Origin of the sequence: Allobosea sp. LjRoot90 (genome assembly GCF_964254315.1) — a bacterium.
GTDB lineage: Bacteria > Pseudomonadota > Alphaproteobacteria > Rhizobiales > Beijerinckiaceae > Allobosea.
Genome location: NZ_CAXUTF020000002.1, coordinates 625,658 through 638,695, shown reverse-complemented (window position 1 = coordinate 638,695; position 13,038 = coordinate 625,658). Strand labels below are relative to the sequence as shown.

The window sequence follows — 13,038 nt, the reverse complement described above, 5'->3', positions numbered from 1 at the left end:
CCGGAATGACGGCGTGGCGTCGAAGGGCCGAACCTCAGAGCCCCAGCTTCTTCTTGCGCTGGCCGAGCGTGCGCAGGCGCAGTGCATTGAGCTTGATGAAGCCGGCGGCGTCGCGATGGTCGTAGGCGACCGCGCCTTCCTCGAAGGTGACGAGGTCCTGATCATAGAGCGAATAGGGGCTGGAGCGGCCGATGACGTGGACGCCGCCCTTGTAGAGCTTGAGCCGCACCTGGCCGGCGACGAACTCCTGGCTCTTGTCGATCAGCGCCTGCAGCATCTCGCGCTCGGGCGAGAACCAGAAGCCGTTATAGATCAGCTCGGCATATTGCGGCATGATCTGGTCCTTGAGATGGGCGGCGCCGCGGTCGAGCGTGATCGACTCGATGGCACGGTGCGCGACGGCGAGAATCGTGCCGCCGGGCGTCTCGTACATGCCGCGGCTCTTCATGCCGACGAAGCGGTTCTCGACCAGGTCGAGCCGGCCGATGCCGTTGTCGCGGCCGAGTTCGTTGAGCTTGGCCAGCAGCGTCGCCGGCGAGAGCTTGACGCCGTCGATCGCGGTCGCATCGCCCTTCTCGAAGTCGATCGAGATCACCGTCGGCTTGTCGGGAGCGTCCTCCGGCGAGATCGTGCGCGAATAGACGTAATCAGGCACTTCCTGGGCCGGATCCTCCAGCACCTTGCCCTCCGAAGAGGCGTGCAGCAGGTTGGCGTCGACCGAGAATGGCGCCTCGCCGCGCTTGTCCTTGGCGATCGGGATCTGGTGCTGCTCGGCGAAGGCGAGAAGTTGCTCGCGCGAGCGCAAATCCCATTCGCGCCAGGGCGCAATCACCACGACGTCGGGCTTCAGCGCATAGGCGGTCAATTCGAATCGGACCTGGTCGTTGCCCTTGCCGGTCGCGCCATGCGAGACGGCATCGCCGCCGACCTTCTCGGCGATCTCGATCAGCTTCTTGGCGATCAGCGGGCGGGCGATCGAGGTTCCGAGCAGGTAGACGCCCTCATAGGCGGCATTGGCCCGGAACATCGGGAAGACGTAGTCGCGGACGAATTCCTCGCGCAGGTCCTCGATAAAGATGTTCTCCGGCTTGATGCCGAGCAGCAGCGCCTTGTCGCGGGCCGGGCCGAGCTCCTCGCCCTGGCCGAGGTCGGCGGTGAAGGTCACGACCTCGCATTGATAGGTGATCTGCAGCCACTTCAGGATGATCGAGGTGTCGAGCCCGCCGGAATAGGCGAGCACGACTTTGTTGACGCGCTTGTCTGCCATGGACGTAGTCTTCCTGCAGTGGCGGCACGAAGGATCGTGCACAGTGTGAGAATGCGGCTTAGCCGGCCGCATTTCGGACGTAACCGGGCACTATCGCAGGGTTTGGGGCGACGCAATCGGAACCTTCTGATCGATTACGCGTCGTCGTTTGATGGATCGCTGTCGGTAACGCGTTTGCGGCTTCTGGCTTGCGGGTCGATTCGCGGGGGCGGAGAATCGATCCAGTTTTTTTAAGCCGCTCCCGCGCGGAGGTTTGATGCCGAATCGTCCTGTTCTGGATTTCTGGTACGAGTTCGCATCGACCTATTCCTGCCTGAGTGCCTTGCGGATCGAAGAGCTGGCCGATGCGGCTGGCGTCAGCCTGCGCTGGCGGCCTTTCCTGCTCGGCCCGATCTTCGCCGCCCAGGGCTGGACCAACTCGCCATTCAATCTCTACCCCAACAAGGGCCGCTACATGTGGCGCGACGTGGCGCGCCGTGCCGCCCGCAGCGGGTTGACGATCACGCGCCCCGAGACCTTCCCGCAGAATTCCCTCGTCGCGGCGCGGCTTGCGCTCACGGGGCGCGAGGCCGGCTGGCTGCCGACCTTCTCCAAGGCGCTGTTCCGCTCCGAGTTCTGCGAGGGCCGCAACATTGCCGAGGAGGCCGTGCTGAGCGCAGCCCTTCGTGAGGCGGGCGCCGATCCGTCCGCCGCCTTTGCCGCCTCGCGCAGCGAGGAAATCAAGGGCCGGCTCAAGGCCGAGATCGAGCTCGCCAAATCGCTCGGCATCTTCGGCGCGCCGACCTTCGTCACCGGCGATGGCGAGCTGTTCTGGGGCGACGACCGGCTCGAGGAAGCGCTCGCCTGGGCGAAGGACGGGCGCTAACCGCCAGCCGGGGGGGCCGGGCGCGACCATGGCCCATGCGCGGCTGAGGTCTCGGCGATCTCGGGCAGCGTCTGGCGCTCGCTGATCTTCGGCGGACCGGGTGGTGCCTGCGGCAGGCGCCCACCGGCGGTCTGCACCAGCGCCTGCACGCGCTTGGTGACAGAGGGGTGGGTCGAGAACAGATCGGCGAAATCGTCGGGATCGTTCTCGAAGCACATGTCCATCACGCCGGACGGCACGTTGTCGATGTCGGCGCGGCCGGAGATCTTCAGCAGGGCCGAGATCATCGCATCGGGATTCTTGGTCAGTTCGACCGCCCCGGCATCGGCGAGGTATTCGCGTGCCCGCGACAGCGACAACCGGATCAGCACGGCGAGCAACCAGGCGACGGCGATCACCGCAAAGCCGAGGATGATCGCGAAACCGCTGCCCTTCTTGTCGCCATCGGAGGAGATGCGAACCCGCCCGAGATTGCGGAAGACGACTTCGCCGACGAAGGAGATGATGCCGGCGATGACCACGGCGATCACCATCAGGCGGACGTCGCCATTGCGGATATGGGTCAGCTCATGGGCGATCACCGCCTCGATCTCGGCGTCGTTGAGCTGCTCGATCAAACCTGTGGTCAGCGTCACCGTGAACTGCTTGTCGTTGACGCCGCTGGCGAAGGCGTTGAGCGCGTCGCTCTGGATGATGGCGAGCTTCGGCGTCACCATGCCGCGCGAGATGCAAAGGTTCTCCAGCATCCGGTAGAGCTTGGGCTGCGCCTCCCGCGTCACGCCTTCGGCGCCAGAGACGGCCTCGATCAGCGCGACATTGACCCGAAAGCCGATGAGGACCCAGGCGGCCGTGCCGAGCGTGATGAAGGGCAACCAGGCCCAGAAGCGCTGGCCGACGAAGTTCAACACCGTACGCCCGCGCGGCACGCCGACATAGCCGTAGCCGACCAGCATCACGCCCCAGACGGTGAGATAGACCATCAGGAAGAGCCCGATGATCAGGGCGATCGACCGGGTCCGGTTGTTGCGCTGATGGGTGTAGAGCCCGAAGGCTTCCCCCGGCATCGCCGCAGCTCCGTTGTGACGCCGCTCGCGGCGCTCAGAACTTCACGGTCGGCGCGACTTCGATCTGTGCCCGCGTCTCTTCGCCGACATCGAAGAATTCGCGCGGGGAAAAGCCCATCTGCGGCGCGAAGAATACGGCCGGGAAGGCCTGGATCGCCGCGTTGAACTCGCTGACCGCATTGTTGAAGAAGCGCCGCGCCGCTGCGAGCTTGTCCTCGACGTTGCCGAGGTCCTGCTGGAGCTGCTGGAAGTTCGCGCTCGCCTTCAGGTCGGGATAGGCCTCGCCCAGCGCCAGCAGGCGGCCGACCGCGCCGGTCAGCTGCTGCTCGGCGGCCGCCTGGTCGTGCGGACCGGATGCGGCCTGCGCCTGGTTGCGCGCCTTGATCACCGCGTCGAAGGTTTCCTTCTCGTGGCTGGCATAGCCTTTCACGGTCTCGACCAGGTTCGGGATCAGGTCGTGGCGCTGCTTCAGCTGCACGTCGATGTCGGCGAAGGCTTGGTTGACGCGCTGGCGCATCGCGACCAGCCCATTATAGGTCATGATCAGCCAGACCACGACGACGACGATCAATCCAAGGACGACCCAACCCATGGTGTTCTCCTCCGGCACAGGCGATCTCGCCGGCAGCCTCGCATGAAGGGCGACGGTAGGGAAGGCGCCGAATGCCGTCCGGCCAGGCTGATCGCGGGCTTTGGGCCGGCAATCAGAACCTGATCGACCCCTCATGTTCGAGCAGGATGGCGGATCGTGCGCCGAGATTCGATTCAGGAGCTGCCGGTCCGGAGGCGGATCGCAGCGGGTCCCATATCGCCAGGGCCCCGAAATCCAATCCCGTCAAAGCCGTCAGCCGCGTGATCGGCACCTGAGCTGTCACGAAGTCCGCAAGCTCCTCGGGCGCGAAGCCTTCGGTCACCAGCGTGCCCAGCTGCTCGGCCTGGCTCAGCATGAAGGCGAGGGCGTGCGGTTCGCCGCCATCGCCCTTGACGAGGATCACCTTCCAGAACGCTGCCGGGATGAAGAAATCCTGCCCATACGGCTTGTCGTTGTCGTCGAAGATCGGCCCGTTGAAAACGCAGAGTCTGGAGCCGTAGCTGGGCGCGAGCGCGCTGACCGCATTTTCCAGAGTCCCCCACAGCTTCAGCCCGCGACTCTTGGCAAGCGACGACTGATTGAAGATCTCGTGCTGCGGAGAGCAGTTCGTCCAATGAAAGGTGTCGTCATTGGCGAGCTTCGCCTCGGCCTCGTCCATGCCCCAGGCCGTGTCATCGCGGCGGACCAGGTGGCCGCGGTCGAGCGGGTTGGAGGCGTAATAGACCCCGCCCGCCTGTTGTCGTTGCTGAATGCGTGGATCGAAGAACCAGTTCTCCGAGCCCTTTTCGCGCTTGTGCTGGAAGGGCGCGGAGGCGTCGAGGTTGCCGGCCGCGACATAGGCCAGCCGCCGCCGTGCGTTCATCAGCACGCTGAAGTGATGGTATCTGAGCTCGCCGCTCGGATCTGCTCCGACTTTAAGCAAGGGGCCATGCCGGGCATCGACGAGCCGCGGCAACGGCGCCTCGAAGCCGAGGAAGTCACGGACATAGCCGGGCCGGTGGCGGTAATCCGGGTCGCCGGGATCGGGCCGCGCCGACTCCATGAGGTCGCTCGCGCTGACGATCGCAGCCGTGCCGTCGCCGGCCGGGCCGCCGATCGATATATCGATGCGCAAGGGAAGGACGATCGAGGCGGTCGTCGTCGCGACCTCGCGCCGGACGGGAGCGCTCTCGGCCCGTTGAGGCGTGCCAGGTCGAGCGGGCGGCCTCTCGGGCGGGACGGGAGGAAGCTGAGCGGGAGGGCCCGGACGAGCCGATTCCGTCGGCGCGGACACGGCTCCGGGCGCGCTCTCTGCCAACCAGAGCGCCAGAAGATCCTTGCGCCGCTGCTCCTGCTTGCTGTCGGTGATTGCGAGTTCCCCGACGGTCTTGACGAGGCGGGAGGTCCGGATTCCCTCATTGCCGATCCAGACGATGCGATCCTCCTCGTCCTCACGCAGCACGACGCCCTTGTCGTCGACCAGCTCGCCACGGGTATTGGTCTTCGGCACCGCCTGGTGATGCAGGGCAACGACCTCCCATTGGTCGTTGAAGACCGGGCAGCCCGACGAGCCCTTCTCGGTGTCGGCATCGTAGTGGAAGAAGCGCGTATCGGCGGCACCTTCGAACAGGTCGAGCAGGCGCGAATTCCGGATTGCGATCTGCTTGAAGCGACCCTTCGGGTGCTGGATGATATTGACTGGCTCTCCGATCGTGATCTTGCCCTCTTCGGCAATCAGCGCGACGTGACCATAGTTGGCCAACACCTTGCCATTCTGCGAAACGCTCTTGACGGCGCAGAGGGCGAAGTCATGCGGCTTGTCGTTCATGAAGAAGCCGGCAGGGTCGAGGTCGAAGCTCTGGGCCACTTTCGGCGGGCCGAAGGTATTTGCTTCGTAGTCGAGCTCGAAATAGCTGTCTTCGGCCATCGCCGGGGTCTTGAGCACGTGCCAGTTGGTGATGAGCACATCGGGAGCGACCAGAAAGCCGGTGCCGTTCACCGCTCCATTGGTCATGATCCGGCCGACGCAGGCGGCCGCCTGCAGGCCGCGTTCGAAATACTCGATCGACAGGAAGTCGCGTGTCTCGCCGATCACGCGCTCCATCGCCTCGTCGGTGACGTCGCCAGCGGTCAGTGCCGGCACCGAGATCGCCTCCTGCGCGCCCTCGTCGGTCGCGCCGCCCCGGTGCATGCGCGCCGCGACGAGCGCCTGAAGCCGCTCCATCCGGCGTTTCAGCCGGTTGACCGTGTCCGCCTTGGTGTACTCGCCTCTGTCGGCCGCGCCGACCTGGCGATTGCGTGTCGCTGCGCGCTTGCGCCAGCGCGCGGCCGCTTCCTGCGCGAGCACCTGCTCTTCATGAGACAGCATCGGGCATCACCTCCCACGAAAGAGGCACGCCTGTTCCAGGTCGTGCGTCCACAACTATTCTTCTGATCTGGCAGTAACTGCAATCAATGATATATGTGTGACGCAAAGGAATGGAGGCTGGCATGGCGAAGATCTCTTACGAGGAATTCCGGGCCAAGCTGATGGACCCGGCCGTCCCGGATCGCGAGATCGCCCGCTATCTCAAGGCGGTGCCGGCCGATAGCGGCCCCTTCGACCCCGCCATCAAGCCCAATCCGGCTGCCGTCGAGCTTGGCCCCGAGGAGCGCTTCGAGGTCGAAAGCGCGATGAACTGGGCCAATGGCGTCGCCCGCTGGCGGCGCGAGCAGGCCTTCCGGCAAAGGATCAAGACGGAGAAGTTGCCGGTGCTTGTTTCGGAGGGCGATAGCTGGTTCCAGTTTCCCTTCCTGCTCGCAGATGTCATCGACCAGCTCGGCACCGACCATCTGATCTGGAGCCTGGATGCCGCCGGCGATACCGCCCAGAACATGGTCTATGGCGATGCAGAATACATGAAGGGCCTGCTGCGCATGAAAGAGCGCAAGGTCCGGGCCTTCCTGTTCTCCGCCGCCGGTAATGACGTGATCGGAGAGGACGAGCTGGGCAATCCGGTGCTGGCGACGCTGCTGAAGCCCTACAAGAAGGGGCAGGGCGCCGCCTGGCATATCGATCAGGCGCGCCTCTCCAAGGTCCTGCAGTTCCTCGAGCAGGCCTATCGCTCCGTCGTCGCCACCGTGCGCAAGGATGCCGACTTCGCGAAGCTGCCGATCATCATCCACGGCTATGATTACGCGATTCCCGGCGGCTTCGACGGCGACAAGCGCGATCCCGCCTGGGCGAAGCAGGACAAATGGCTCGGCAGCGCCATGAGGGCGAAGAAGATCGTCGATGTCGACCTGCAGCGCGACATCATCCGCATCCTGATCGATGCGCTCTACGATATGCTGCTGCGCGTCGCAGGCGACTCCAGCAAGACCTTTGTCCACGTCGCCGATGTCCGGAACACGCTGAAGCTGCCCGACTGGGCGGACGAGATCCACCCGACCGACGCCGGCTTCAAGAAGGTGGCAAAGGTCTTCCGTGCGACCTTGGCCAAGGCCGGAGTATGATTGCGAGACCAGTCAGGCGGCCTTCGCCGGCCTGATGGTATCGGCCTTCGCGATCATCCTCACTGTGGCGACGACCGCCACCGCCGAGATCGCCGTCGCCAGCGAGAACAGCGCGCCATAGCCCAGCGTATCGGCGAGCTTCCCGGCGAGCATCGAGCCGGCGAGGTAGACCAGCAGCTGCGCGCAGGCGAGGATGGTGAAGTCCGTGCCCGGCTGGTCCGAGGTCGTCACCGCCATGAACAGCGAATAGAGCGCGACGATTTCCATATAACGGATCAGCGTCTGGAAGCCGGCCGCACCGAACAGCGGCCAGGCGCCGACGACGGCCCCGAGCGCATGGCAGGCGAAGAGCAGGAAGCACAGCGTCCGCATGCCGCCGAGCAGAGCGAGCACGAAGGCGATACCCCGCCGCTTCACCAGCCAGGCCGCGATCGCCGAGCCGGCGAGGCCGGCCGTCGTCGCCGATATCCCGGAGAGATAGCCGATCTGGTTCAGCGGCACGCCGGCATCGACCAGGTAGGAGCCCTCCATCGCCTTCACCAGGCCCTCGCTCGCCCGGTAGATCAGTGCGATCCAGAGGATCTGGCGTGCTTCCGGCCGGCGCAGGAAGGCGCGGATCGAGGGACGCTTCGCCGCCTCGGCCGGCGTCGGGTCGCCCTCGCGCATCATTGCCGCCGCGACGAGCGGCAGGAGCGAGATCGCGGCGATGGTGACGAGCATGCCGGTCCAGCCGACGTAATGGTGCAGGACGAGGCCGAGCGTGCCGCCGATCACGACGCCAAACGCGATCGAGCCGCCCTGGATGGCGTTGCCGATGGCGCGGTCGGCCTCCGGCAGATATTTCGCCGCATAGCCGTCGGTGGCGATGTCCTGGGTCGAGATCAGGAGCGAGGCAACAAAGCCGATCGCGATGATCTTGCCGACATCGAGCGGTCCGACCGCGATCAGCGCGAGCATGCACAGGATCGTGCCGGTCTGGGTGATGAAGACCCAGCCGGCCCGGTGGGCTCGCGCAAAGGGCCGGATGCGGTCGATCCAGGGAGCCCAGATGAATTTGAGCACCAGCGGCAGCAGGAGGATGCTCATGGAGCCGATCGCTGTGCGCGAAACGCCGGCCTCGCGCATGATCGGCGGCAGTGCCGCGACGAAGAGATAGGACGGGATCGCCTGCGCGAGATAGAGCCCGCCAAGCACGGCAAAGAGCCGGTAGCGCGCGGCGTTGCTGGCTGGCGCAGCGCCGATGGTCGCCTCGCTCGCGCTCATGCCGCTCTCCTGTGCTTCAGCAGGAAGGCGCGGGCCGCCGCCTCGTCGGTTTCAAGGCTGATCGGGAAGGGCCAGAGCCTCCGGAAGACATCGGCCATCGCTTCGGTCGCGCCCGGGCGCACGATGGCGCAGGCGCTGCAGAGCGCGCCGAACTGTGCCCGTGTCCGCTTGAACCAGAGCGCCTGTTCGCGCTCGCCGGCCTGGGACAGCTTGCCGCCGCCACCGAAGATGGTGAGCAGCAGGAAGGGGTCCTTGCGCTCGCCGAGTTCGGCCAGCGCGTCGAGATAGGCGCGCTCGTCATTGTCGGCATAGGGCGGCGCGAAGCGCAGCGTCACGATGCCTTCCGCGTCGCTGTCGAGGCTGACCATCGTCAGAAGGTCTTGCGGAAGCCGACGGTAACGGTGCGGCCCCAGGCATAGTTGGCGAGGTTGCGCACCGAGGTCGCGGTCGGGTTCTGATAATTGCGGTCGAACAGGTTGTTGACCGCGACATAGGCCTCGCCTTCGAGTACCGGCGCAGTGAAGGCGACGTTCATGGTGGCGGCGCCTTTCAGCTTGTTGCGCGTGCCGCGCAGATCGGTCGCGACGTCGCGATCGGAGAAGCCCTCGCCCTCGACACGCAGCTGCATGCCGTTGGTGAAGCGGTAGCTGCCGTAGAGCATGCCGCGATAGGGCGAGCCGATGCGGTTGTTCGGCAGGGCGCTGTCGAGCTTGCGGTCGCCATTGGTGTCGTAGCGGCCCTCGCGATAGGCCAGCACCGTGCCAAGGGTGAACTGCTCGGTGACGGCGACGTCGCCGGTCGCCTCGACTCCCCAGATCCGCTCCTTCTGCTGCGAGATCGTGTTGCTCGCCTGATCGAAGGTCACGCCCTTGTTCGAGGTGCTGATGAAGCCGGTCAGCGAGCCCTTGAAGATGCCGTGGCCGCCGCGGATGCCGAGCTCGTAATTGTTCACGATCTGCGCTTCCGGCGCGATCGTGGCATAACTGACATTGCGCCGGTTGGCCGGCAGGCAGTTCGGGTTGGCGACCGGGCAGGCGAAGGCGGTGGAGATGCCGGCGCGGCGGGTGAAGGCGCCGACATCCGGCAGCGCGAAGCCCTGCGAGAAGCCGCCGAAAATCTCGCTGCTCTCGGAGAGCTTGACCGTTGCGCCGAGATTGCCGGTCCAGGCCTTGTAGTCGAAGTTGCCACCGGTGACGTTGAGCGCCGGCAGCACGAAGCTCTGGAAGCCCTGCGCGTTGTTGGCGGCCACAGCCGCAAAGGCGGCCGGGCGGACATAGTCGCTGACCGCCAGCGAGAAATACTCGTAGCGCAACCCACCGCGCAGGGTGATGCGTTCGCCGATCGGGATCTGCAGCTGGCCGAAGGCCGCACTCGTCGTCTGCTTCAGCGGTGTGAACACGTCCTGGCCGCTGGTCAGGGTCTGCCAGGTCTTTTCATGGCTGAGGTCGCCACCCCAGGTGAACTTGGCGCCGGGCAGCAGCCGGTCGAGCGGGGTGTCGATCGTCAGGTTCACGCCGCCGCGCTGCGAATAGAGCGTGGTCTGGTTGTCCGGGCTCGTCGGCGAAGCCGGGTTGAAGGAGTAGTAGACCTGCGAGTTGTAGGGGTAGGAGAAGGTCGAGAAATTGAAGCGCTTCTTGATGTCGTTGTAGTAGCCGAGCAGACTGAGCTTGCCGAGGGCGAAGTCGCTGTCGCTGTAGCGCAGCGAGACCGACTTGGTGTCCTCGATGACGTTCTCACCGGTGTAGAGCTTGGTCCGGTCCGGCCGGGCGAAGGGCGCGGCGTAGTTGGTCAGGTATTTCGGATCCTGGTCGAAGGCGATCAGCGAGCCCTGCAGTTCGATGCGCTTGCTGGCGTCGAAATCATAACCGAGCTTGGCGAGCAGGTTGCCGGCCTTGTAGCGGTCGCCGCCGCCCTGGCCGAGCAAACCGTCGGAAGGCAATTCGCGCCCGGCGCCGTCATAGGTGCGGCCGGCGCCGCGGGCGCTGCCGGAGATCAGGTAATCGAATCCATCAGGGATCTTGCCGGAGACCGTGACCGAGGCTTCCGGCGCCAGCGAGCGGCCGAGAGCCTGGGTGAAGCCGCGTACGGCGGTGTTGACCGTCACCCGCGGCTTGCCGTCTGCCGCCTTCTTGGTGATGAAGTTGACCGTGCCACCGGTCGCGCCGGCGCCATACAGGCTGGAGGCGCCTGCGACCATCTCGATGCGCTCGACCGTGTTGAGGTCGATCAGCGAAAGGATGCGCGAGACGTCGCGCAGCGGCGTGTTCATCGGCACGCCGTCGATCAGCACGAGCAGGTCGCGGCCGCGGTAGTTCTCAGAAGCGCTCGACACGGTCTGTGTCGCCATCGAATAGCCGGGCACCAGCTTGCCGAGCGCGGCCGCGGCGTTCGGGCTGAACTTCAGTTGCTCCTCGATCTGCGCCCGGTCGAGCACCTGGATCGATTGCGGCGTCTCGGCCGTGCTGCGCTCGGTGCGGGCCGCCGTGACGGTGATCGTGTCGAGATCGATCACGGGCGAGGCCGTCGACTGCGCCATCGCCGCCGAGGCGCAAAGCAGAGCCGGCAGGCTGATGGCGAGGGAAGCGCGCTTGCTCATGAAGACACCTGTCGTCGTCGGTCCGGATCAGCGTCTGTGCGCGAGAGTATCGCTCGCGTTCACTCGATCTGAAGTTGTGGTGCCGTTTCGATCTCAGTTTAGAACTAGAATAAACTAGTTTTATTCATTGACCTCTGCGGCGAATGGATCGCTCTGCGTTGTGTTCTTGTGATCTTTAAAGTTATATCTAAAACATCATCTTGGACTTGCGCGAACGCGCTATGGGACAAAAGCGAACTCCAATGCGGGACGAAGCGCCTGTGGCAGCGATGTCACGGTCTGTGAGCGCCACGGCAATCGAGGCCGAGACCTTCGCGCCGTTCTGGCTGGTCTCGGGCGAGGCGGCCCCGGATGAGATCCGGACGATGGCACTCAGGATATTCGGCCACGTTCCCGGTGGCGACGATATCCGCGCCGATGCCGCCCTGCCTTTCGCCGCCCGCAGCGTGCTGACCACGCGGCCCGATATCGGGCTGATGTCCTGCTTTGCCCCGGTGACGCCCTGGACCTGGCCGGCACGCCGGGGCGGGCAGGAGGCGCGCTACATTCTGGTCCGCCCCTCCGATGGCCGCTGCGTGATCGAGCAGGAGGGGCGCCGCGTCTCGCTGCGGGCGCGCGATGCTGCAGTCGTCGATCTCGCGCAGGAGACGCGCTTCACTCTGGTCGAGCTCGGCCGCATCGACCTGATCGCGCTCGATCCCGTACGGCTGCCGCCTCTGACGCAGCTTGCTCCCGACGAACTGATGCAGGCCATCCCGCGCGGCAATCGCGGCCTGCAGGTTTTGGCGCATTACGGCGCGCTGCTGCTGCGCGGCCTCTTCCCGCTCAATTCGGCGCCGTTGCGCGATCTCGCGATCGGCCATGTCCACGACCTGATCGGCGTGATGCTGGCCGATCGCAGCGCGCCGCCGGCCACCGCAACCCCTCGGCGCGGCGGGCGGCTCGCCGCGATCAAGGCCGATATCGAGACCAGGCTGGAGCGGCGCGAGCTCTCGATCGACATGATCGCCGGGCTCTATGGCGTGACCCCGCGCGCCATCCAGAAGGCGTTCGGCGCGGAGGGGCGCACCTTCTCGGACTATGTGATGGAGCGCCGGCTCGAGCGCGCCTGGCTCAAGCTGATGTCGGCCGAGGACGACGCGATCTCGATCAGCAGCGTCGCCTTCGAGGTCGGCTTCGGCGACCTTTCCTATTTCAACCGCAGCTTCCGCAAGCGCTTCGGCCGCTCGCCCTCGCAGGTCAAGGCGGGCTGACACCCGCTACTTGGGCGAGACCGGCGCATTCTCGGCGAAGGCGGGAATGGCACGGCAATGGCCGGCGATCTCGGCGATGTTCGGCCATTGGACTGCATCGAGCCCGACGCGGGTGGCGCCGACCACCTGCGGGAACAGCACGATATCGGCAATTGATGGCCGATCGCCGACAACGAAGCGGCCGGTGCGCCGCCGTGCGATCAGCGCCTCGACAGCAGAGAGCCCCTCGCTGATCCAATGCCGGTTCCAGCTCGTGACCTCCTCGGCTCCGACGCCGGGAAGACTCCTGAGGCGGGCGCCGACGCGCGGCGGCAGCAGCGCATGGATCTCGGCGGCGATGGCGAGCGCGATCGAGCGCGCGAAAGCCCGGTGCTCCGGCTCCGCAGGCAGCAGCGGCGGCTCCGGAGCGATCTGGTCGAGATAGTCGATGATTGCCAATGACTGCGTGATCAGCCAGCCACCGTCAGTGAGCAGTGCCGGCACCAGTCCCTGCGGGTTGAGTGCGCGATACTCCGGCGTTCGGCTGGTGGCGTCATCGCCGAAGATGGTGACGCGTTCTTCCTCCACTTTGAGACCCTTCAGGGCGAGCGCGATGCGCACCCGTGCGGTCGCGGACGAGACTTTGTTGAGATAGAGCTTCATGCTGTCCTCCCATTCTCTTCTT

The 13,038-nt window shown here is 65.6% G+C and carries 11 protein-coding genes; 3 read left to right on the top strand and 8 right to left on the bottom strand.

Translation table 11 applies throughout. From position 1 onward, the window contains the following. Positions 1-34 precede the first annotated feature (34 nt). Positions 35-1,267, bottom strand: a complete 1,233-nt coding sequence (locus ACSQ3M_RS09750) for an argininosuccinate synthase (RefSeq protein WP_436149858.1) — start codon at positions 1,265-1,267, stop codon at positions 35-37. A gap of 256 nt (positions 1,268-1,523) precedes the next feature. Here ACSQ3M_RS09750 and ACSQ3M_RS09745 point away from each other — a divergent pair, with 256 nt between their 5' ends. Then, positions 1,524-2,132: a 2-hydroxychromene-2-carboxylate isomerase gene (locus ACSQ3M_RS09745; RefSeq protein WP_436149857.1), complete on the top strand. Its 609-nt coding sequence runs from the start codon at positions 1,524-1,526 to the stop codon at positions 2,130-2,132. On the opposite strand, the gene ACSQ3M_RS09740 is transcribed toward ACSQ3M_RS09745, so the two are convergent. The 3 genes from ACSQ3M_RS09740 to ACSQ3M_RS09730 all read right to left on the bottom strand — a co-directional run bounded on the left by ACSQ3M_RS09740 (position 2,129) and on the right by ACSQ3M_RS09730 (position 6,135). After that, the gene (locus ACSQ3M_RS09740; protein ID WP_436149856.1) at positions 2,129-3,196 is read right to left on the bottom strand and encodes a M48 family metallopeptidase; all 1,068 of its coding nucleotides are present in this window, start codon (positions 3,194-3,196) and stop codon (positions 2,129-2,131) included. The genes ACSQ3M_RS09745 and ACSQ3M_RS09740 overlap by 4 nt on opposite strands. A 34-nt stretch (positions 3,197-3,230) precedes the next feature. Next, positions 3,231-3,788 carry a LemA family protein gene (locus ACSQ3M_RS09735; RefSeq protein WP_126113829.1) on the bottom strand — a complete coding sequence of 186 codons (558 nt, stop codon included), beginning with the start codon at positions 3,786-3,788 and terminating at the stop codon, positions 3,231-3,233. A gap of 112 nt (positions 3,789-3,900) precedes the next feature. Further along, on the bottom strand, positions 3,901-6,135 hold the full coding sequence (locus ACSQ3M_RS09730; protein WP_436149855.1) for a DNA/RNA non-specific endonuclease: 2,235 nt from the start codon (positions 6,133-6,135) through the stop codon (positions 3,901-3,903). A gap of 122 nt (positions 6,136-6,257) precedes the next feature. Between ACSQ3M_RS09730 and ACSQ3M_RS09725 the strand changes: the two genes are divergently transcribed. Continuing rightward, a complete protein-coding gene (locus ACSQ3M_RS09725) occupies positions 6,258-7,262 on the top strand; it encodes a hypothetical protein (protein WP_436149854.1) in 1,005 nt (334 codons plus the stop codon). A 12-nt stretch (positions 7,263-7,274) separates the two neighbouring features. Here ACSQ3M_RS09725 and ACSQ3M_RS09720 read toward each other — a convergent pair whose 3' ends face one another. From ACSQ3M_RS09720 to ACSQ3M_RS09710, 3 genes are read right to left on the bottom strand one after another with little or no spacing between them, the layout of a single operon-like run. Beyond that, a complete protein-coding gene (locus ACSQ3M_RS09720) occupies positions 7,275-8,525 on the bottom strand; it encodes an MFS transporter (protein WP_436149853.1) in 1,251 nt (416 codons plus the stop codon). Then, on the bottom strand, positions 8,522-8,893 hold the full coding sequence (locus tag ACSQ3M_RS09715) for a hypothetical protein (RefSeq protein WP_436149852.1): 372 nt from the start codon (positions 8,891-8,893) through the stop codon (positions 8,522-8,524). Before ACSQ3M_RS09715 ends, ACSQ3M_RS09720 begins: the two co-directional genes overlap by 4 nt. A 2-nt stretch (positions 8,894-8,895) precedes the next feature. Continuing rightward, positions 8,896-11,121 (bottom strand): TonB-dependent receptor, encoded by a 2,226-nt coding sequence (locus tag ACSQ3M_RS09710; protein WP_436149851.1) that lies wholly within the window; start codon positions 11,119-11,121, stop codon positions 8,896-8,898. A gap of 269 nt (positions 11,122-11,390) precedes the next feature. Between ACSQ3M_RS09710 and ACSQ3M_RS09705 the strand changes: the two genes are divergently transcribed. Further along, the gene (locus tag ACSQ3M_RS09705) at positions 11,391-12,374 is read left to right on the top strand and encodes a helix-turn-helix domain-containing protein (protein ID WP_436149850.1); all 984 of its coding nucleotides are present in this window, start codon (positions 11,391-11,393) and stop codon (positions 12,372-12,374) included. Between the two features lie 6 nt (positions 12,375-12,380). On the opposite strand, the gene maiA is transcribed toward ACSQ3M_RS09705, so the two are convergent. After that, positions 12,381-13,016 carry a maleylacetoacetate isomerase gene (gene maiA, locus ACSQ3M_RS09700; RefSeq protein WP_436149849.1) on the bottom strand — a complete coding sequence of 212 codons (636 nt, stop codon included), beginning with the start codon at positions 13,014-13,016 and terminating at the stop codon, positions 12,381-12,383. Positions 13,017-13,038: the final 22 nt, after the last annotated feature.

Excerpts from the sequence above, each read along its gene's own strand:
- ACSQ3M_RS09740 (WP_436149856.1), bottom strand. The coding sequence starts at position 3,196 with ATGCCGGGGGAAGCCTTCGGGCTCTACACCCATCAGCGCAACAACCGG.
- maiA (WP_436149849.1), bottom strand. The coding sequence starts at position 13,016 with ATGAAGCTCTATCTCAACAAAGTCTCGTCCGCGACCGCACGGGTGCGC.
- ACSQ3M_RS09745 (WP_436149857.1), top strand. The coding sequence starts at position 1,524 with ATGCCGAATCGTCCTGTTCTGGATTTCTGGTACGAGTTCGCATCGACC.
- ACSQ3M_RS09710 (WP_436149851.1), bottom strand. The coding sequence starts at position 11,121 with ATGAGCAAGCGCGCTTCCCTCGCCATCAGCCTGCCGGCTCTGCTTTGC.
- ACSQ3M_RS09725 (WP_436149854.1), top strand. The coding sequence starts at position 6,258 with ATGGCGAAGATCTCTTACGAGGAATTCCGGGCCAAGCTGATGGACCCG.
- ACSQ3M_RS09715 (WP_436149852.1), bottom strand. The coding sequence starts at position 8,893 with ATGGTCAGCCTCGACAGCGACGCGGAAGGCATCGTGACGCTGCGCTTC.
- ACSQ3M_RS09730 (WP_436149855.1), bottom strand. The coding sequence starts at position 6,135 with ATGCTGTCTCATGAAGAGCAGGTGCTCGCGCAGGAAGCGGCCGCGCGC.
- ACSQ3M_RS09750 (WP_436149858.1), bottom strand. The coding sequence starts at position 1,267 with ATGGCAGACAAGCGCGTCAACAAAGTCGTGCTCGCCTATTCCGGCGGG.
- ACSQ3M_RS09705 (WP_436149850.1), top strand. The coding sequence starts at position 11,391 with ATGTCACGGTCTGTGAGCGCCACGGCAATCGAGGCCGAGACCTTCGCG.
- ACSQ3M_RS09735 (WP_126113829.1), bottom strand. The coding sequence starts at position 3,788 with ATGGGTTGGGTCGTCCTTGGATTGATCGTCGTCGTCGTGGTCTGGCTG.
- ACSQ3M_RS09720 (WP_436149853.1), bottom strand. The coding sequence starts at position 8,525 with ATGAGCGCGAGCGAGGCGACCATCGGCGCTGCGCCAGCCAGCAACGCC.